The sequence below is a fragment of the Clostridium sp. OS1-26 genome, assembly GCF_030915445.1.
Taxonomy (GTDB): domain Bacteria; phylum Bacillota; class Clostridia; order Clostridiales; family Clostridiaceae; genus Clostridium_AM.
The window spans coordinates 161,123-180,322 of record NZ_CP133264.1; the positions used below are offsets into that span (position 1 = coordinate 161,123).

25 protein-coding genes and 1 pseudogene are annotated in these 19,200 nt (G+C 32.3%); all 26 read right to left on the minus strand.

The genetic code is table 11. From position 1 onward, the window contains the following. Positions 1 to 253: 253 nt before the first annotated feature. The 26 genes and pseudogenes from RCG18_RS00790 to RCG18_RS00915 all read right to left on the minus strand — a co-directional run bounded on the left by RCG18_RS00790 (position 254) and on the right by RCG18_RS00915 (position 19,193). Positions 254 to 622, minus strand: coding sequence for a hypothetical protein (locus RCG18_RS00790; RefSeq protein ID WP_308039544.1), 369 nt, complete (start codon positions 620 to 622; stop codon positions 254 to 256). 213 nt (positions 623 to 835) lie between these two features. Continuing rightward, positions 836 to 1,066, minus strand: coding sequence for a hypothetical protein (locus RCG18_RS00795; protein ID WP_308039545.1), 231 nt, complete (start codon positions 1,064 to 1,066; stop codon positions 836 to 838). Between the two features lie 17 nt (positions 1,067 to 1,083). Beyond that, complete coding sequence (locus RCG18_RS00800; RefSeq protein WP_308039546.1) at positions 1,084 to 1,332, minus strand: hypothetical protein; 249 nt, start codon at positions 1,330 to 1,332, stop codon at positions 1,084 to 1,086. An 18-nt stretch (positions 1,333 to 1,350) separates the two neighbouring features. Further along, positions 1,351 to 2,649, minus strand: coding sequence for a phage tail protein (locus tag RCG18_RS00805; protein ID WP_308039547.1), 1,299 nt, complete (start codon positions 2,647 to 2,649; stop codon positions 1,351 to 1,353). 2 nt (positions 2,650 to 2,651) lie between these two features. Continuing rightward, positions 2,652 to 3,278, minus strand: a complete 627-nt coding sequence (locus RCG18_RS00810) for a putative phage tail protein (RefSeq protein WP_308039549.1) — start codon at positions 3,276 to 3,278, stop codon at positions 2,652 to 2,654. Beyond that, positions 3,271 to 4,353: a baseplate J/gp47 family protein gene (locus RCG18_RS00815; RefSeq protein WP_308039550.1), complete on the minus strand. Its 1,083-nt coding sequence runs from the start codon at positions 4,351 to 4,353 to the stop codon at positions 3,271 to 3,273. The genes RCG18_RS00810 and RCG18_RS00815 overlap by 8 nt, the downstream gene beginning before the upstream one ends. Continuing rightward, the gene (locus RCG18_RS00820; RefSeq protein ID WP_308039552.1) at positions 4,353 to 4,766 is read right to left on the minus strand and encodes a DUF2634 domain-containing protein; all 414 of its coding nucleotides are present in this window, start codon (positions 4,764 to 4,766) and stop codon (positions 4,353 to 4,355) included. Before RCG18_RS00820 ends, RCG18_RS00815 begins: the two co-directional genes overlap by 1 nt. Positions 4,767 to 4,768: 2 nt before the next feature. After that, positions 4,769 to 5,101, minus strand: coding sequence for a DUF2577 domain-containing protein (locus tag RCG18_RS00825; RefSeq protein ID WP_308039553.1), 333 nt, complete (start codon positions 5,099 to 5,101; stop codon positions 4,769 to 4,771). 3 nt (positions 5,102 to 5,104) lie between these two features. After that, positions 5,105 to 6,076 carry a hypothetical protein gene (locus RCG18_RS00830; protein WP_308039555.1) on the minus strand — a complete coding sequence of 324 codons (972 nt, stop codon included), beginning with the start codon at positions 6,074 to 6,076 and terminating at the stop codon, positions 5,105 to 5,107. Next, positions 6,073 to 6,756, minus strand: coding sequence for a LysM peptidoglycan-binding domain-containing protein (locus tag RCG18_RS00835; RefSeq protein WP_308041937.1), 684 nt, complete (start codon positions 6,754 to 6,756; stop codon positions 6,073 to 6,075). Before RCG18_RS00835 ends, RCG18_RS00830 begins: the two co-directional genes overlap by 4 nt. Beyond that, entirely contained in the window at positions 6,749 to 9,031 is a 2,283-nt protein-coding gene (locus RCG18_RS00840; RefSeq protein WP_308039556.1) for a tape measure protein, read from the minus strand. The genes RCG18_RS00835 and RCG18_RS00840 overlap by 8 nt, the downstream gene beginning before the upstream one ends. Positions 9,032 to 9,093: 62 nt before the next feature. Continuing rightward, the gene (locus tag RCG18_RS00845; protein ID WP_308039557.1) at positions 9,094 to 9,996 is read right to left on the minus strand and encodes a hypothetical protein; all 903 of its coding nucleotides are present in this window, start codon (positions 9,994 to 9,996) and stop codon (positions 9,094 to 9,096) included. 57 nt (positions 9,997 to 10,053) lie between these two features. Then, positions 10,054 to 10,185 (minus strand): hypothetical protein, encoded by a 132-nt coding sequence (locus RCG18_RS00850; protein WP_308039558.1) that lies wholly within the window; start codon positions 10,183 to 10,185, stop codon positions 10,054 to 10,056. Positions 10,186 to 10,253: 68 nt separating this feature from the next. After that, positions 10,254 to 10,667, minus strand: coding sequence for a hypothetical protein (locus tag RCG18_RS00855; RefSeq protein WP_308039559.1), 414 nt, complete (start codon positions 10,665 to 10,667; stop codon positions 10,254 to 10,256). 16 nt (positions 10,668 to 10,683) lie between these two features. Beyond that, complete coding sequence (locus RCG18_RS00860; protein ID WP_308039560.1) at positions 10,684 to 11,148, minus strand: phage tail tube protein; 465 nt, start codon at positions 11,146 to 11,148, stop codon at positions 10,684 to 10,686. Between the two features lies 1 nt (position 11,149). Beyond that, positions 11,150 to 12,460, minus strand: a complete 1,311-nt coding sequence (locus tag RCG18_RS00865) for a phage tail sheath family protein (RefSeq protein WP_308039561.1) — start codon at positions 12,458 to 12,460, stop codon at positions 11,150 to 11,152. Beyond that, positions 12,460 to 12,627, minus strand: coding sequence for a hypothetical protein (locus RCG18_RS00870; protein ID WP_308039562.1), 168 nt, complete (start codon positions 12,625 to 12,627; stop codon positions 12,460 to 12,462). The genes RCG18_RS00865 and RCG18_RS00870 overlap by 1 nt, the downstream gene beginning before the upstream one ends. Beyond that, positions 12,617 to 13,050 (minus strand): annotated as a pseudogene (locus tag RCG18_RS00875) (DUF6838 family protein). The gene RCG18_RS00870 and the pseudogene RCG18_RS00875 overlap by 11 nt, the downstream one beginning before the upstream one ends. A gap of 5 nt (positions 13,051 to 13,055) precedes the next feature. Beyond that, positions 13,056 to 13,469 carry an HK97 gp10 family phage protein gene (locus RCG18_RS00880; protein WP_308039563.1) on the minus strand — a complete coding sequence of 138 codons (414 nt, stop codon included), beginning with the start codon at positions 13,467 to 13,469 and terminating at the stop codon, positions 13,056 to 13,058. Beyond that, positions 13,469 to 13,840: a hypothetical protein gene (locus tag RCG18_RS00885; RefSeq protein WP_308039564.1), complete on the minus strand. Its 372-nt coding sequence runs from the start codon at positions 13,838 to 13,840 to the stop codon at positions 13,469 to 13,471. The genes RCG18_RS00880 and RCG18_RS00885 overlap by 1 nt, the downstream gene beginning before the upstream one ends. Continuing rightward, positions 13,840 to 14,184, minus strand: coding sequence for a phage head-tail connector protein (locus RCG18_RS00890; RefSeq protein ID WP_308039565.1), 345 nt, complete (start codon positions 14,182 to 14,184; stop codon positions 13,840 to 13,842). The genes RCG18_RS00885 and RCG18_RS00890 overlap by 1 nt, the downstream gene beginning before the upstream one ends. 12 nt (positions 14,185 to 14,196) lie before the next feature. Continuing rightward, entirely contained in the window at positions 14,197 to 15,210 is a 1,014-nt protein-coding gene (locus tag RCG18_RS00895; protein ID WP_308039566.1) for a major capsid protein, read from the minus strand. A gap of 19 nt (positions 15,211 to 15,229) precedes the next feature. Continuing rightward, positions 15,230 to 15,835: a phage scaffolding protein gene (locus RCG18_RS00900; RefSeq protein ID WP_308041938.1), complete on the minus strand. Its 606-nt coding sequence runs from the start codon at positions 15,833 to 15,835 to the stop codon at positions 15,230 to 15,232. Between the two features lie 74 nt (positions 15,836 to 15,909). After that, positions 15,910 to 16,173, minus strand: coding sequence for a hypothetical protein (locus RCG18_RS00905; RefSeq protein ID WP_308039567.1), 264 nt, complete (start codon positions 16,171 to 16,173; stop codon positions 15,910 to 15,912). Then, positions 16,157 to 17,743: a minor capsid protein gene (locus RCG18_RS00910; protein WP_308039568.1), complete on the minus strand. Its 1,587-nt coding sequence runs from the start codon at positions 17,741 to 17,743 to the stop codon at positions 16,157 to 16,159. The genes RCG18_RS00905 and RCG18_RS00910 overlap by 17 nt, the downstream gene beginning before the upstream one ends. Continuing rightward, a complete protein-coding gene (locus RCG18_RS00915; protein ID WP_308039569.1) occupies positions 17,733 to 19,193 on the minus strand; it encodes a phage portal protein in 1,461 nt (486 codons plus the stop codon). Before RCG18_RS00915 ends, RCG18_RS00910 begins: the two co-directional genes overlap by 11 nt. Between the last annotated feature and the right edge of the window lie 7 nt (positions 19,194 to 19,200).

Genomic DNA, 19,200 nt, shown 5'->3' on the forward strand with positions numbered 1-19,200 from the left:
TTCTCCTTCCTATATTAAAATGTTAATATAAGAATTCGACAATCTCCTAGTATATCCTCTTATTTTTCTATTGTGTAGCAGTCTGAGATGGATTAAGTATTACTTTTACTGAATCTTTATATTCTTGTATTTTAATATCCTCCGAAATAAAAGGTTTACCTATTTTTTATATTATTTGATACTGGCATTTTACACTTACTTTCTAATAAAAATAAACAAAAATAAAAGACCTATAATAGATCTTTATTTTGCTTTACAAATTTTTATATTTAAATTCTGCATCTTCTGGTATAATCACATCACCATCTATCACCATTTGAGCTTTGCCGAAGAGCCATGTACCGTACATCCATTTACATATTCCATTAGGCCTTCTGAGCCTTGACTTATCTATTTTAAAAATAATACAAGCCTCATTTCTTTTTCCAACCATTCCAGACCATATCATATTCAAAATGCTTGGACGCCCCATTGAAACCCAAACTACTCTATTTCTATCTTCAATATACCTCATAAATATATTATCAGTAGTCGGATAGTTAGCTCTTAAAAGCATCTCATTTTGTTTTTTGCTAATACTTTCTTTTGTCCCTCTATGAGTAACAGTAATTCTATTATCCATTTTAACCACCTCTTTTGAAATGATTATATATCATAAAGGTTTATTTGTCATTTTTATATACATCAATACACATCAATAAATATAAATATATACGTATAATCTTTCTATTGTGTTGTAAGTTTTTCTTGTACTTGTGCTTTAATATCAACATTTTTAATACTATCAATATTAATGATGCCTAACTTGATTAATCTTACTAAATCATCAATCATACTATATTACCCCCATAGTTTTATAATAAAGATAGTTAATTTTATCTTCAAGGGTAGCTTCAGGTTCAGGAACAACTTGTGGAGGAGCTATAAGCGTTCCATCTTCCTGCATTATTTGTCCAATATCACCTTCATTAGTCTCCAAATCGTTAGGTTGCAAAACATAATCGTCACCAACGAACTTTAAACTAATAACCTTTTTATTATCATCTAGAGTTAAAATTCTCTTCATAATACAAACAATCTCCTTTAATAAAATTCAGCTACTTCCCAATTTATAGGAATGCCTGCCGTAGCTGTATTACACCACAATCTTAAATTTGTAGTAGATGTTAAATAGGCACAACAGTTACAATCATAACCAGTACCAGTTGTAGCACTCTCTAAACCAGGAGTAGAAACTATGCATTTAGAGATACTTGAAACAGCAGAAATAGTTGTATCAACATAACCATTAGTAATAGTTGTAGCAATGCCACGTTGAACTTGTTTTATCATATAGACACCCCCTTGATATTATACGAATTCTACGACTTCCCAAGCTACATTAGGAATATTGTTATAACCAATTTTTAGTTGTAAATTTGTTGTAGAAGTTAAAGTAGCTCTAACAGAAGTAGAATATTGTTGACCATAATATGAACTATAACCATACGTTGGTAGAAATACCATACATTTTGTAATGTCACTGACAGGAGAAATTGGTATATTAAACGTTCCATAGGTAGTAGGACGATATACACCAGATTGAACACTTTTTATTGTAGTTTTATCTGCCATATTCACATAACCACTACCATTATGATAACCTGCAGGTATAGGTACTGTTGCTGTAAAACTCGGTGTTAAAGCTACTGCACCATTATTAGGCATTGTTCCAACTACAATTCCTGTTTCTGTTCCTATTGTGTTTGGTGCTAATACTTGAGAAGCTGTTGCTGTTCCGTACTCACCCCCTTCACCCAATTGGATAAAATTTGAGCCATCCCAAAACAACGTATATACACTTGCATATAATTTAGCATTATTTCCGTTAGCTTTTTTAACCGTATAAGCTGTACCAGAATTAATTTTTAATGTTGGTGTAGATGTACTTACTGCATTGAATTTTATAGTAAATTTCTGATTAGCATTAATCGTTTCTGTTGTTGTTATACTGTAAGCATCCCCACTATTTGTAGTTGTCCCTAAATGTGGTATCTTCTTCGCGTTATCAGCCTCATGCGACGTAATTCTTTCCTCAATTGTCTTGCCATTGGCCATTTTTATATCTGCTGCATTTAATACTATGTCGCCCGTTTTGGTGTTAACGCTTTTAACTGGTATGTTTATACTTGCAATTTTATTATCTAAAACCTCAATGTCCTTTTTAGTTGCTATTATCACTGTTGGATCTACTTTCAATGTAACACTTGAAGTATTACTTACCTCTAATATAGTTCTTATAAGCAGGTCCTTAGAACTTCCTTCTGCAGCAACAGGCTTGTAAGTTTCTGGGTATTTTGAAATTGCTATTACGTTATTTTCATCATCTAAAATAGCAGCTTCCCTAATCATAAAGCCGCCAACATTGCTAGGTAATAATACCTCTATAACTATCCAATTAGGATTATCTTTATCTACTGCTACCGAATTAATATTTCCTTCCCATACTTTATTTTTAAGAGCTGCTTGGTCTTCTGTTGGATTGTAGTAGCTACCTCCACCGTCTCCAACCTGGAACTTAAAAAAGTTTACTTTTGTTCCAAGAGCACTAGCATTTGCTATTTTTGCTTTACCTATCTTAGTTAAAATCGTGTAAAATTGTTCTGCCAAGATTATCCCTCCCTTTTAGGATATATTGTTATACTTTCTACTCCTGTATTGCTTCCCATAGCTATATCAGCTCTACCTCTGGATGTTATGTCCTTAGGACTCCATGGATACACCGTAACTTCTTCTCCTGCAGTCATACAGGCGCCAACATATACATTAGTGTTTATTATTTGTGCCAATGTTGATTGCAAAATCATATTACATGGAATAATGTATCTAAAGTTATCTACTATCTCATAAAACATATTCCAATCAAATGTGTTAACTTCAACATTTAGAGTATATTTATTACTATCTACATTGACTTTATAGTTCCCTTCACCAAATAGAGTTCTTAACTTCTGCTCTAATGCTCTATGAGTTGTTGGCATCTTATCCATTTTTCTATTTTTAAGCCTTAGTTTTCTCATTTCTAGACTTTCACTAGAAGCATCTGCTCTTATTTTAAATAAACTTTCTAGATACTTTACTCCATATTCTGTAGCAGTATCAATAAAGTTTTCATATAGGATTCTTTGCTGGCCCTGTTCCAATAGCTCTAGCTCAACATCTTCAGTAGAAGTAATCTGTTTAAATTCTTCGATTTCTGCAATCTCTGGTGGAAGAAATTCTATAAGCTTTTTATACACTTAACACCACCGCCTTAAATATTGGAACTTCTTCATGACCTAGAGTAAGATTTTCTTCTTTATCATTAATGCTAGTATGAAACATATCTGCAATTCCTTCTATATCCAATATTCTAGCTTCAATCTGACTTACTCTAACTATAGTAGTGTCATTATCCTGCCACTCTTTTCTTAACTTTAAAAAATACTCTTTAATTACATTCTCTACTTCACCTTGTACTTGTCCTACTGTTAAACCTGTTTTTAAACTTAATGTTGCCTTAATAGTTATTTCTATATTAGTAGCACTTTTTACAGTAACTACATGACCCACTGGAGCTATGCCTAAACCTTTCCCTTGGTTTATTATTGGGTCTAAAGTAGTTTGTATTGTGCCTATTAAATCTGTTGTAGGAACATTAAAGGAACTATCTAAAAATACTATTTTTACAGTGCCGCCACCGTTCCATATAGGGAATACTTTAACTGCTCCAACACCTTCTATAGATTTAGTTTTCATTTTATAATCAGCAACATTTCCACCATAAGGCTTTTCGTTTAAATGCTCTACATATCTAGCATAAAGACTTTCATTACTTTCTTCCTCTTCTCCTGGTATTAAAAGTTCTCCTAAAGTAGCAGTAGATAGCCCTTCTACATATTCAATTGGTATTAGTGATCCGATTATAGAGTTACTAGAAATTCCTAAGTTTTCACATTGCATTTTATAAATACCTGCAGAGATTTTTTCTATAGCCTTAAAGTTAAAGTCCTCTATGGAGAATCTAGCTCCCATAGGAACATCTATTAATTTATTGTCTTGGTTATAAAAGTAACCTTTTTTTATGGAGTAGGTTGCCGGTTCTCTTTTTAATCCTTCCTCAGCAACTCTTAGGTCTAAAAATGCTGATGGCATATCTGGGCTTGCAAAAGTATAAATTAAAAACCTATCCATATCAGAATACATTCTAGCTACTTCCATTGCTGCTGGAGCCAATGCATTATATATTATAGAACCTTCTCTTTTGTCTAAATCATTGGGCACTCTATCCATCATTCTTTTAAGGATAGCTTCTTCTGTATTTTGTTCAAACATCAACTATACCTCCTTTCCATAGAAAAATCTCCGTAAATAGAAAAGATAGTGAATTCTACTAAAACACTATCTTTTTCATATTTAAATATAAAATTATCTACATCTTTTATTCTATCGTCTTGAGACAGGGCTTCTCTTACTCTCCTCTTAAATTCACTTTCTGCTATATCTTTATCCTTAGCTATAAGTCCTTTTAACTCACTTCCATAATTCCAACTGTATATAAGATACTCATATCTCTCTATGCATAAAATAAGCTCTATAGATTGTTTTAAAGCCTCAATTTCATCTATAAACCCTGCTATCCTACCATCTTTTACCTTATATGTCCTTGTAGGTTGTACCACTTGTTCTTTAACTTCTAAGTTCGCTACTATGATAGCACCTTGAGGTAGTATGTTAATCTCATTCATACTTAAACCACCTTGTCCAGTATTACATATTGTTGTCCACCTTGAACTCTTAAAAGTAATACCTTATCTCCTATTTTTAACCCTTCTCTTATTACTAACTTTCCTAGCGCAGTACCAGTTGAACCATTAGGAATACTATGAATATGTGTTAGGTCTATCTCATACTTGGTTAAACTTTCAGGAATAATAAAAAATTGTTTAGAAAGTATTTGTTTTTGATCTATTCTAATTTGTAAATCTTCTACGTTGAGCACTTCTCCAAAGGATATTCCAACAGGATTGCTAGCACCAACTGCATCAAGACCAGCTTTTTTTATAATATCTATTATCCCCATAACTTACACCACCTTTAAATCAAAATCCATTATAAGATTGCCCTTAGAAAACTTGTGTGTAGCTTCTTCTATAAGATAATACTGATTAATACCTTTTTCTTTTATATCCACATATACTCCTGCTCCTGCTCTTAACTTTAAATCTTCAGCAACATCTGTGCTAATTACATCTTTTAACTTCAATGTCTTATTTTCTCTGTTTTTAAGTTTTAAAGTGGCCTTGCACATCTCTTGTATTTGTGCCTTATTCATTTTTTCATCCGCCTTATAGAAGTACTGCAGCCTTCCCCACTTAGCAATAGAGCTGCTATCCTGTTCTATATAAACGTCTCTGCCCTTAGTGTCTTTATTATCTCTAACGATTTTGACTCTATTATATGTTTCAGAATCAATGCTATTTTTCCAATCATAATCACCTAAGTTACTATCATCGCTAATTGCTATGCTTTGCCTCATGTTGTTTATATTCTTAAGTGTCAAAGATCCAAAATCATCATAAAGAGTATAGGTTTGTCCTGTGCTTAATAATGTCTTTTCTAGGGCACTGTACATTATATCTAAAAGTTTTTTATCATCTTCTAATAACTGTTGTATAACAAAGCCTGTATCCTCTATAGCACCTATCCTTAAATTTATATCCTTCGCTATCTGAGCTATTATTTGAGAAGCTTTTTTGTTAGTAAATACATAAGTATCATTATATAAAAGGTATCTTATCTGGTCGTAGGCTGTTACTTTTATGGTAGGTTCTTTACTCCCACTATTTTCAAATATATAGCCATAAAAGACATTATTGCTATCTACTTTGAAGCTAATAACATCACCATTACTTATATTTACATTCGAATCTTTTAAAAACTCAAACTCTAAGCTAGATGCCTTACCACTTCTTTTAGTTTTCCATGTAACTTCTGTAATTAATTCAGATATATCAAATACATTACCATTTTTATTATCTAACAATAATTGTATCAACCTATATCACCACCTGGAATTTTTAACACTTGTCCATTGGAAATAGTGTCTGGATTTTTAATATTATTTAGTTTTGCAATTTCCATATACCTATTTCCATCCCTTAAGTACTTTTTAGATATATACCAAAGAGTGTCCCCTTCAGTTACAGTGTGTGCTTTTGGCGTTTCTGTAGTAACTGCTCTGGGTGTAGTAGTGTTTTTTATAACCACCACATTTGAGTCTGTTTTAGTAGCTTGCGACTGAACTATTGTTACCTTTTTAGCCGCATAGCTCCGATATCTTTTAAGTTCTATAGAATAATAAATGTCTCCAACTTCTCCGCCTTCTTCTCTACATTTAAAATTCTCTATAGTAAATAAATCGTTAACCTCTAAGGGACTTCCTACAAATATAAACCTTATCTTCTGTTTTTTCTCTCTCCACTCTCTAATTTTAGAAAGATAAAAGCTCGGTTCAAATAATTGTTCCGAACTTACATATGGACCTCTATTCTTAGGAAAGAAACTTTCAAATGATATTTCTGTCAACTTAGGCAAGTTAATTATATTTATTTCACCTAGATTTATAACATCATAAGTTTTATTGTTTCCGTTCTCATTAAGCTCTATTTTTTCCGGTAGTACAGGAAGGTTAAATCCTTCTTCTCCACTATTTATACCTAGATACATCTTATACACCAGCATACACTCCTTCTGCGCTACTTTTTAATTCACCCTCCATGTAATTCTCTATATGCGCTATTATTTTATTAATGTCGGCTTCTTCTCTTATATCTCCTGTAGTAACTTGCACGGTAGGAGTTAATGTAACGAAGTTTTGTATACTCTCCATTTCGGCTAAGTCTCTAAGCATTTCTAAGTGCTCATTACTAACATCTATCTTATCATCAATATTTTTAAGATGCTTTTTAGATCCATCATCTAATCCACCACCGCCATCAGAGCCATCGCCAAAATTACCCAAATCTGAAAAGTTTCCAAAGTTACTTAAATCTTTAGGGGTACCATTGTTCCCTAAAATATTTGATACATCAAATTTTCCTCCTAAACCTTTTCCCCAATTATATCCGGTATTCCAAGCATTACCCATATCCATCATATCCATACGAGGAACTGAAACATATCCTGAAGGAGCTTCCCCGACCCAAGAATTGATATTTGCTTTTGCACTCTCCATTGAACTTGTTATAGAGGTTGTATGCCCTATGGTTCCTGCCTTACCAAGTCCTAATTTATCACCAAGACCTCCAAAACTATTTAATGCATCAACAAATGAATTCCAAGCCTGTAACGCTAAATTTATACCATCAATCATTGCATTGGCTAGATTAGTTGCAAAGGAATCGAAGCCTTTTGTCATAGCGATGCACATATCAATCACGTTTACTGCTAAATTTGCAAATAGCTTTTTAATAGAATAAACCGGATTATTAAAAACATTTGATAGAAACTCAACGTATGCCGCAAATATATTCCACATATAAGCAACTATGTTATATATGCTGGCTCCAAGAAAGGCAAACACACCTGCAATAATACCTGTCGCACTTATCGAAGTACCCGCAAAGTGATTAACTGCTGCAACTGCTATATATAATACTACAATTAGCGCAATAATCGCTAAAATGATCCATGTTATTGGACATGCTAATATTGCAGCATTTAACCCCCATTGGGCAGCTGTTGCTGAAGCAGTTGCCATAGCTTCAAGAGTTTGTGCTGATATTTTCCCATATATAGCTAATTCTGTTGCAGCTAACGATGCACATGCTTTATATGCGCCTACTGCATATAAGGAATTTGCCAGTGAAGATATTCCTGTCGCAATAGCACTCGCAAGCATTATTCCTTTGTATATAGCTAACGCACCTATAATTCCCCAAATAATAGGAGATATCATGGTCCAGTTATTATTAAAAAATGTTGAAACTGCTATAATGCCGTCAATTGTCAAACCTATTACCCCTGAAAGAATTGCAATGGAATTTATTATATTATTTATAAATATCGCTCCATTATTACTGTTTAAAAAAGCATTCACTTTCTGCATTATTCCTGAGAAAGTCGCAACTGTTTGGTTTTTAATTCTAGTCCATGCTGTTTCAAATGTATAGGGCATGGTTTCAAACTTCTTATTTATATCATCTGCCGCACTAAACAGTGAATTTTTAATGATATTTGCAGTTATTTCACCTTTAGAGGACATTTTGCGAAGTTCCCCCATAGATTTACCTGAGTATTTTGCAATAGCTTGTGCTAGCATTGGTGCATTTTCCATTACACTTCTAAACTCATCGCCCTGTAATCGACCAGATGCCATAGCTTGCGTAAGCTGGTACATTCCATTTGTTGCCTCTGAAACACTAGCGCCAGATATCTTGAATGATTTATTCATAAGTTCAGCAAAAGCTATTGTCTCGCTGTTACTTTTGAAAGCGTCCTTTGCAAGTAATCCAAGTTTTGCAACGGTTGAAACTGTTTCTCCGTATGCTCCACGTGAACGCTGTGACGCTTGATAAATCTTTTGCTGAAGCTGCTCTTGAGTTTGAAGTCCATCATTTATTAGTGCAAGTCTTGAATTTTGATTAGTATAATTATCTGTTGCATTTATTCCGGTTTTAAGTGCTTGGAACCCTAAGTAAGCACTAACTAAACCTTTAACCTTATTAAGTAACCCATCAGATGCACTAGCACCTCTATTAAAAGAATTGTTTAATCTTTCTTGACTATTTGTAGCTCTATTTTGCTCATTAGCTAATTCTTCTAATGCTGCCCCAGCTCTTTGTGCTGCTGCTCTTGCTGCATTTAAGCTATTAGTTACTTTTATATCCCTATTTGCTGAATTGCTTAAATTGTCCATAGCGCCTATAGCTAAATTTAGGGCCTGTGTAACCTGTTGAAGTGGCCTAGTCATCATATCAAACATTTTCAAGCTTGCTGTTACTGTCGGCATAGTTTACCTCCTTTCGTGCATAATAAAAAACACCTACATTATGTAAGTGCTTTTAACTTTATCTATTTTATATATTCCTCTCCACCTAATATAAATGACTTAACACTATTTCCATCAGGTGATAGTGTTATTCGAAATTCACTTCTTACCTCTGCTCCAAATGAATTCTGCGAGTCAACATATGATTGTACTATTATTTTTTCTTTATTTTTCGCGAACTTCCATTCCAATATATTAGGGAATTTTGCAGTAGATGGTGATTTTAAAACTGATTTAACAGCATTTTGGCATTTAACTTGTAAATCACTTACTTCTTTATTAGAAAGAGTAAAGTCTGTAATTTTAGAAATTACTTTCCCATTTTCATATAAAGAATTATCAGCCCATCTTACCATATTAACTTTACTATCTTTTGTAATATATAGTATTATATTATCTATATTTTCTGCTTTTAACCTATATCCTTTTTCACCTTCAATATTAATTCCATCTAAACTACTATCATGTTCGATTTTTTGTATTTTATTTATCCCACATTCTTTTAATATGGTAATCACTTCATTTTCTTGCTCTTTGGTTATACTTGCTGTTTTCATAATAGTGCCGCCTTGCATTGCTCCTAATTTATCCTCATTTTTAGCCGTATATGCTACTGCAAGCCCTAGAATACATATAATAAAAACTGGTATTAACCACCCTATTTTTTTCTGTGATTTAAAATTTGGCAATGCATGACTATTCTCTTCTTTATTTTCTTTTTCCGCGACTTCTGAACTGCTATGAAATTTATATTTTTTAAAAAAGAACATTTCTAACTTTATAATCAGTGCATATAGAATAACAACAATCACATAGTCTAATATTTTATAAGTAGAAATATGTTTAATTACATTGTATATACCATATAATAGATATCCTCCTGTTAAAATACTAAGAATTAAAAATATATTTGCTTTTTTTCTCATTACACTCCCCCCCATTCACTAACTTGATATTAGCAAATAACGGAATATTATTCAATATTATCTTTTCTTGCCTTTCTTAGCTTTATCTATATTCTTTTTTTCACTTTTTACATGTAAATCTATAGAAGCATATATAAAAGCTTTTTCTCTTCTATCTATTGGATCTAACGGAGATTTACCAGCTAACACTGCTGGTCTAATCTTTAATCTATGGAGGGCATAGTGGGCATAATTAGCCTCACCGTCGCCCCCCTCAATTAGTTTTTTGCTTCTTCTACTAGCTCCTGTAATCCTTTATCGTATCCATTTACTTCACTTACAATGCTGGACCACTCACTATACTCTCCATCAAGCATTTTAGACTTCATAGCTTTTAATAATTCCTCGGCTCCGATAACACCCCATGCACCTTGTAGCTCTGCATTTTTTAAATCCGGATAAGTTGTAGTCTCTATGATTAAATTTGCTAAATACTTATCCTGATCTGTTTCAGATATTTTTTGCCCTTTAAGAATAGTAACCTTTCTACATTTCTTTCTAAGATCATCTCCTGTAGTTGCTCCTATAGGTTTAAATTTCATCTTTTTAACCTTACCACCTATGGTTATTTCCCTTTCTATCTCTGCAGCTTCCTCAAAATTATCCATTAAAAAATCCTCAAAATTATTCATGCCTTAACTCCTCCTCTTAACCCAATACTGGTTTTTTAAATTTATTTAATATATCTACATCATCAAACGTAAAGCCTATATCTTCTTCTAAAGCCTCACTCTCAATATCAAACATGGCCATAGGGCATTCATCTAAGTTTACATCTTTTAACACAATAGTTTGTGGTCCTACTGAACTTGTTGGATCTTCATTTGTAACACTTATATCGAAGTACGTATCAATACCATCCTTCATGTACTTTAACATAATTTCTCTAAATAAAGATGTAACATAGTAGATAGTTAGTTTACCTTCGCCACTCCATCCTGCAGCTTTATTCTGATCTCCTCTTTTACCTAATGTTCTTATCTGCTTCTTTTTCTTTTTTACAGTTGATTCAAGTTTTTTAGCATAAAAAAGTTCTTCATTTCTTCCATCTATAGTTATATATGCTCTAGCTTCTTGTCCGCTTATTACATCTCCAGCTTTAAGAAATCCCATTCTATCTCACCTCCACGGTCATGTACAATTTTTCCATAGCATCTATAGGTTGTACTTCTATTGTTGCTACCACTGAATCCTTATCTTGTCCTTTTTCAACAGAAACATCTTCTGGAACAACATTTTCAAGCGCTCCAATTCCCTGTAATTTTTCTAAGAACTTAATAACATCTTTTTTAAATAGATTTCTACCATCTACTCCGTTATCACCTTTGCCAATGTAATTAGTTTCCCATAGCAGCCTAGTTCCATTGTTTACTTCAAATAAAGTCCTCACTACTCTATTTTTCCTATAGTCTTTTCCCTTATCAGTCACAAAAGATTTAAATGTGTTAATATCCTGTTCTATAACTACTCGATTATTACTAACAGAAAACAACATTTCTCCATTTAAAAGAGCTTCTTCTATTTCTCTATTTGTATATTTTTTATCTACATCAATCGCACCTGGGTATTCTAGATAGGTGTTAGATTGATTTACATTTGCTCCTGCTGTAGCTCCTGTTACAAATGCAACTGCTTTATCTGAGGTTATTATTGTTCCATCACCTAAGATAACTCCATTTTTAACGCTAATAACATTTTCGCTATCAGCTTCCGAATAACTTTCTAACACTAACTGAACTTGTCTACCGTCTTCTTTTAATCTTTTTATAAATGTGGTTGCAACTGCTTTTATACTAGGGTCTTTTACTGGTATTCCTATAGTATGGAATTCATAAGGTTCTATAGCTGCTAAATAGTCGGTATAGTTTTGATTAGTAACAGTGCTATCTGTCCCACCACTTAATGTTACGCCAGCAGTAGCTTTTAAATCTCCAGTACCCTTAAATTCAACATAATTATTAGGTTTTAACCCACTAATAGCTTTAACTAATTGTTTATCTACCTTATTCCCTTCAAACATTGTTACAACTTCAAAGCTGCCTGGGATATCTATACTATTTTGAATTGTTACAGTAATGTTATTTCCTTTAGTTCCTGTATATTTAGCACTAACAGTTAAAGTATCTAATGTTGCAGTAGCCTTAGTTCCTTCATTAAGCCTATATAAAAGCAGTGTCTTAGCTTTCTTAAATACTTCCCTAATTAATAAAGCACTTTCATCAGCTATATTAATACCTAATACTTTAGATAGATCATCGTCAGCATATATAGTAAGAATCTGCTTTTCAGGCCCCCAAGGTAATATTAAAGGCATTGTGGCAATACCTCGCTCACCAATGGGTGTTTGAGTACTCTTTTTCGATCTAAAATTTATATATGCACCAGGTCTAATCTTATTTTGCTTTTCCCAAGTTCCGCCAGCCATTAGCTCTCCACCTCTTTCTCATTAAACTCTTCTAATAACTCCTTCACTTCTTCTAAGCTGTACTCCTTATCTTCTAAGATAGCTTTTAATATGTCTTTCTCTATAACTGTGAATTTGTTAGAAGATATTATCTGTTCCTTGCTAAACTTAACTTCTTCATTCTCCATTCTTTAAACCAACCTCCTGTGCTAATTTATTCATTTTAGGAGCTTCTTCAATTTGTTTCAAAACATGGTAATCAAATTGCAGCATAAAGTGTAAAACTCCATCTATAACCTCATGTTTCATCTTATTAGCCCTATATAAGCTATTACCTACAGTTACATACTCAAGCACCTCATATAGCTTATCAGCCATATTATTATAATCACTATTTTTATCTTCTTTATCTGAAAAATAATGAACATCAAAAGATATATTTTTCTTATACCTAATATTAAGTTCCTTATCTTGTAATGAACTTAATATCTTAACAAAAAGCAAGGTTCCTCAAAACCCTGCTCTATTTCTTCACCATATATAGTTATGTTAGGAAACTCTTTATCTAGCGATTGATTAATACCTATTTTTAAATCATCTATATTAGCTATTACTATCACCTACCATTAAGTATCTGATTTAGCAATTCTACTTGCTTGCTTTCCATAAATCTAGGCAACTCTCTTTCTATTTCTGCCATAGATATGGTTGCCATGAATCTACCTTCAACCCACCCTTTATGATTTTTAGTTCTGTGGCCATACTCTAAATAACTCGCATACTCAACATTATTAAATATCTCTATTATATAAGCATTGCCTTGCTTTACTACACTTCCTACTTGCCAGTTTCTTCTTAAGTGTCCACTATCAACAGGAGTTCTCTTTTTAATTTTTCTTTCAGCCCTAAAAGCCATTTCTAAAAGGAATTCTTTAATCCATCTTTCGATTACTCTAGTGTCTAAAGCCGTTTGAAAACTCTCTGCAAGCTTTTTAAATTCAGAGTAATCAAAGTTCCCTAACCTAGCCATTATGCTTTACCATCTTTATTTAAAAGAATTATTTCTTGATGACTTGAATATTTAAAGGGTTCACCAGCTATATATTTTACTTTTAATTCTCTAGTAGTAACTTCTATTTCATCACCTTGGTGTATTTCTAGTTCAGGAGCAATAAATAGTTTTAATTCATAAGCTACTTGGTTAACTATATCAGTTTGATTATTCTTGCTTAAACTTTGCTTAGATACTCTACATTGAACATCTTTATATTTAAGTGCTAATTTACTCTTAGTTTCCTTAGTTATAGAGTCTTTAGCCTTATCATATCTACTTATATTACAAGTACAATCATATAAACTCTCTATAGCTTTCCTTGCTTGTTTAAATGCTTTGTTCAACATTACCACACCAACTTTCTACACTTATTAAGTTTGGCTTTGTAATCTTTTAACAAGCTATCTTTAAATTCAGCAGCATTGCTCCTATAACTTACAGAGGTATCACCTTCGCTTATGGACGAAATAGAACCTAGAGGGCTTTCTTCTTCCCCTAAGTTCTCATTTCTATATAAATCTATAGCCATCTTTATTACTGTGTTATTTAAAGCTTCTGGTACTTCGTCAATGTGGCAATAATCTTTTATTGTCTGCTCTGCATCATCTAATGCAAACTGCAATGAAAAATCCTTAGAATCATCTTCTAAAGGTATACCTAAAAGCTTTTTTAATTTTTCCAGTTGAGTCATAAGCTCACCTTCTTATATTTTATGCTTAAATGCTACTATACGAATTTGTTTTGGTTCATAAACTCTATTCCAGTTTAAAGCATCGGCTAATTCTGCTCTAGAAGGTCCTTCTGTCTTAGCAACACTAGCATTAGTAAATTTAATTCCTCTTGGATGAAGAATCATAGTTTTTCTATTGATTAGATAGTCAACTCCAGATCCCTTTTTCTTATCTCTATCTGTTTCAGTTGGTACAAATCCTACAGGATTACCATTACCTAATGCTATAGCTCCTTGTCCAAATAAATAAGTTATATAAGTTTGAGTAGCGCTATCGTATGGGCATCCATCATCCACAATAACTCTTTTCTCTTGATAAACATCAAACTCTGGACTATCTGACGGTCTTATTGTTTGAATTAGATTTTGTTTTTTCAATGCTGATTTAGTAGCACTATGCATCATTACTCCTGTTAAAAGCTCTTGAGCATCTCCTAAAAGTTGTTGAGCATCTATAAAAGCACCAGCTGACCATTTAGCAGCATTTCCAGTTCCTCCACTTATATCTAGTAAGTTTCCTGCCATAGAAGTTGAAGCAAATATACCTTTCAATATTGAAACAAGTTCTTTTTGCATATCTCTTGTCCAAAATCCAGATACTAATTCTCCTATTGCAGCCATTGGATCTTTACCTGCTAATGCAGCACTCAAATCTGTTGCACTCCACATTTTAGCTCTTCTTATAATTGCTGCTACATCACTTTTTGAAGTAATTTTAGCTGCTGCTAAATCTGCGTCCTCAATTATTTGTTCTGATTCTCCAGTTAAATCCTCAAAGAATGGCATATTAATTAATGGTGAGGCTTGGGATGCTAAAGCATCAAACTCACTATTACTTGTTATAATGCCACTTTGAACTAATGCACTCTTCTCCATAGTTTTATTAATTACATATGGATTAAATAACTCTGGTACAATTACATCGCTTAGTTTTGTGCCTCCAGTTGAGGCAAATAGTTGTAATTTCATCTTTAATTTTGTTCTCATAATATCACCTTTCCTTTTCTTATATACTTACTCCAGCTTGGGTCATTAGTTGTTTAGCCTGTTCTGGATTTTCTTTAAATATTTTTCCTTGGTCTGTTAAATTAAAAGTATCTTTCTTCCAAGGATTATAACCTTGCTGTGGTTTAACTCCATCTACTGGTTTTACACCTGCAAATGTAGTCTGCTGCTCTTCTGCAAATAAATAGCTATCGCTCTTCTTTAAGACTTCTAACTGGTCATTAAGACCTATAAGACTTTCACCATCTAACTTAACATTCTCTAAATTTAAAAGAGCTTTAATTGCCTTTATGTTTCTCACATTAGCACCTTTTAAAGCTCCTTCTAATGCATAATTAAACTGCATATCATCTATTTTCTTTTCGTAATCTTTAACCTTAAGTTCATAACCAGTAACCTTAGTCTGAAGATCCTCATTATCCTTATTGCTCTTCTTTAAATCATTAATAGTAGTATTAGCAGTTTTAAGCTGCTCATTTAGTGTATCAAATTTATCTTTAGTAACATGCTGTGAACTATCAACTAAATCTACATCTTTATATTTAGTTTTTAACTCCTCTGGTATTTGAGAATAAGCATCTCCTAGTATTTCACTTAACTTTGGCATTGTAATCTTTCCTTTCTTTTTCTTATTTTTGTGCATAATAAAAGCACCTACTATTTTTACTTAGTAAGTGCTTATTAATTAGTTTGATTGTATACTTCATCAATTAATATCTGTATTTTTTCCCATTCCTCATTAGGTTTGTAATCTTTATCAAATCCAATTTCTACTTGCTTATCCTGTAAAAAATCATAAAAATCAATCTCTAATTCATCATCCATATCATATTCATAATCATTATTTATTAATGAAGATACTTTAAGAATTCTATCCTTAAGAATATTATTTTTGTCTAATATAGATATAACATAATTATGCTGTTCTTTACTTAGTTTTATCATCTTCTATCCTCCTTTTCAGCCTTTCAGCAAGTTTTGAGCTTGTCGGGTTAGTTTGAATTATGTTTCCTGTTTCAGGATTAATTGAAATCGTAGCTTTTTCGCCAATAAACTTTTGACTTTTTCTACCTAAATTATCTGTTTTCACATCTTTTATGTCTAATGGATTTAGCAACGCTTCACTTGCATTTTCAACTGATACACCTATTCTTTTTTGTCCATCACCAATAAATCTTTCAATTCCATGGTGACTTAATCCTGATATCTTTATACCATTAGGAGTAGTTATTCCTACGATTTTATCATTTACCTCTTTAGATATATTTTTCCACTGTTTCAATGTTGCATCTGGCGATATTCTACTATTAATTTTAGCATCTACAAATGCTTTTATCTCTTGCCATTCATTAACATTATTATACTTTAATTCTTGGAACTTATCAAAGGATTTAGGAATATCTTTTCCTAGAACTTCTCTATAATTTTCATGCTGCTTTTTATCACTAGCTTTATTTTGAAGCTTCTTTTCTGCTATTTCTTCCTTTGAGTTTCCTTTTACATACTTGTTATACCACTGCTCATAATCCATGTTGCCATCAACTTTATAAGTTTTCCCCTCATAATCTCTGGCAATTCTTTCTTCATCTACAGCATCCGGAAAATAAGCAACTGTAGTTGTTCTACATCTTGGATGAAAAGGCGGAGCATTAATTCCTATTTCTTTTTCACTAACTTTAAACACTTTGCCATCCATCCACCTACATATTGTACTGGTTCTTAAATCTAAAGTAGCCAGTATTTCATATTGTTTTACTACACCACTTCCAATATAGCTATCAAAGGTAGATTTAGAAGTTATATATGCGCTCTCAGTACTCACTAATGTTATTGCTCTGTTTCTAGCTACATTCATTCGATCAGCTATTATTTTGCTTGTTTTATCTATAGAATCTCCTCTAATAAGAGCTTGAGTTAAATTAATCTGTAGCTCCATAGCTAACTTTTCTTTATTGTTCCATATTCTGCTACTATAATTGTCACCATGCCAAGGTTCAGCAACAGCCTTCTCTGTTGAATTTTTGTCTAACTTAGCAAAGTTAACTCCAATACCTAATCCTTTGTGTAATTCATATATGTTTCTATAGTAAGTATCTTCATATATCCCTTTTAAAAGGGCTGTAGCACCTTTTTGTTGTTTAATATACAAATCCTCTATGGCACTTTTAATCTGTGTTTGTAAAGCCTGTAATCTTGTTATCCTTACTTTATAAGATACATTATTAAGTTCTTTTTCCCACTGTTGATTTTTATTGTTTTTGGCTTTTTGAGTAAATTCTTCTAAAGACATTTTAAACTCTTTAAGTTGATTAGAATTTAATAACTGTCTTGCATCAGCTAATGATATTTCATTATTCTGTGCGAATCTTGCATAAAAAACTTCTATATCCTTTTGTATGCTGCTTAAAGCCTCTTGATATTCTAATTGCATACTAAACAAGTAATCATCAGTTTTTTTAAACTGTTTAGCAGCCACTTCCTCAGAACGTTTCTTCCAGTAATCCCTACTTTTCATTTACGTTAACCTCTTTAGTATTCTTATTTTCTAAAGGGAATGTACCTGGAGGATAAGTCCCTTGATTTTCTTCTTTCTCCTTTTTTATCTTTTCTAATTCATCCTTTGTGGCCCATGGATGATTAGCCACTATAGTTTCATCACTAATAATTCCAACACTAGACTTACAATTATTAATACTATCTGTTTCATTTGTAAGCATATCCCTATTAAATACAAACTCTACATTCTCATTAATAAAATCACCTTGTCCAGTATTAATTAAATGCTGATCTACAAACCATAATAGATATTCCAATGAAGCTTGAAATTCTGTCTCAATAATATTACAATCCATGTCTAAATCATTGTATAGAAACTTAAGAGCTATACCACTAGGACTGTTACCAAACTTATCTGATTGAGTGTCTACACCTCTTCCAAACTCGTATATATCCTTCCTAGTCTGTTCTATATGAGTTTTATAAGCTTCAACATTAATATCTAATGTTTTAGTATCTACTCCTCCATCATCACCAACTTTAACAGCTCTATAAAGACTCATGTTTCTTCTAAACTCTCCTAGATTAGTTCCATCATAGTTTTTAATTACATATATGGAGTTAGGAAGATCCTCTAAGTTATTACTATTATCTGATTTTTGCTTATCATAATCATCTACTAAAGACTTTACAAACTTAATTAATGGCTGCTCTTCATCATTATATTTAAAATATACAAAAGGCACTTTAGCCCAGGTAAATGATTGTTTATTCCCTTTATCATCTACCATACTAAAATGCCCTGTATCTTCTGGAGCTTCAACATCAGGTATCAAAGTTCCATTTTCATTTACATACCTTAATACTTGTTCAGTATCCCAGTATTCAACCTTCTGTACAATTTTCTTTTCTTTGCCATAATAGGTTACAACATTATAAGCTCTAATAATTGCATCAAGCTTAGTATGTTCTGAGTCCTTCCAAAGTGGAATTATCTCTTCACTAGGTAATCTTTTAAATCTTAGCTCACCATCTTCATTGTAATAAATTTGTGCCCAAGCTATCCCTTTATTAATAGCGTCTTTTCCTAGATTCTTAAGTAATTTCATGAAAGACTTATCAAAAATATTATCTAATGCTTTTTTATATGTTTCATTGTCAGATTGAATAGAGAAAGACTTTGATAATAAATATCCTACTTTCTGATCCACAAGCTTTCTAACAAAATTATGAACTAATTTGTTATTTGCTAGATTCTTTACTTCTTCTAATACTCCACCTTCTCCTATAGCCATCCTCTTGCGATTTAATATATCTGTTTCACCCTCATAATATCTTTGTCCGTCCAACATTAATTGCCTTGCTACTGAGCTATTCCATTCTTTAATCTCTTCTTGAATTATTTCCTCTAAGCTCATTACACTATTAACTCCAGAAATTATTGATTTTAAGCTATCTACTAAAAACATCTTATCA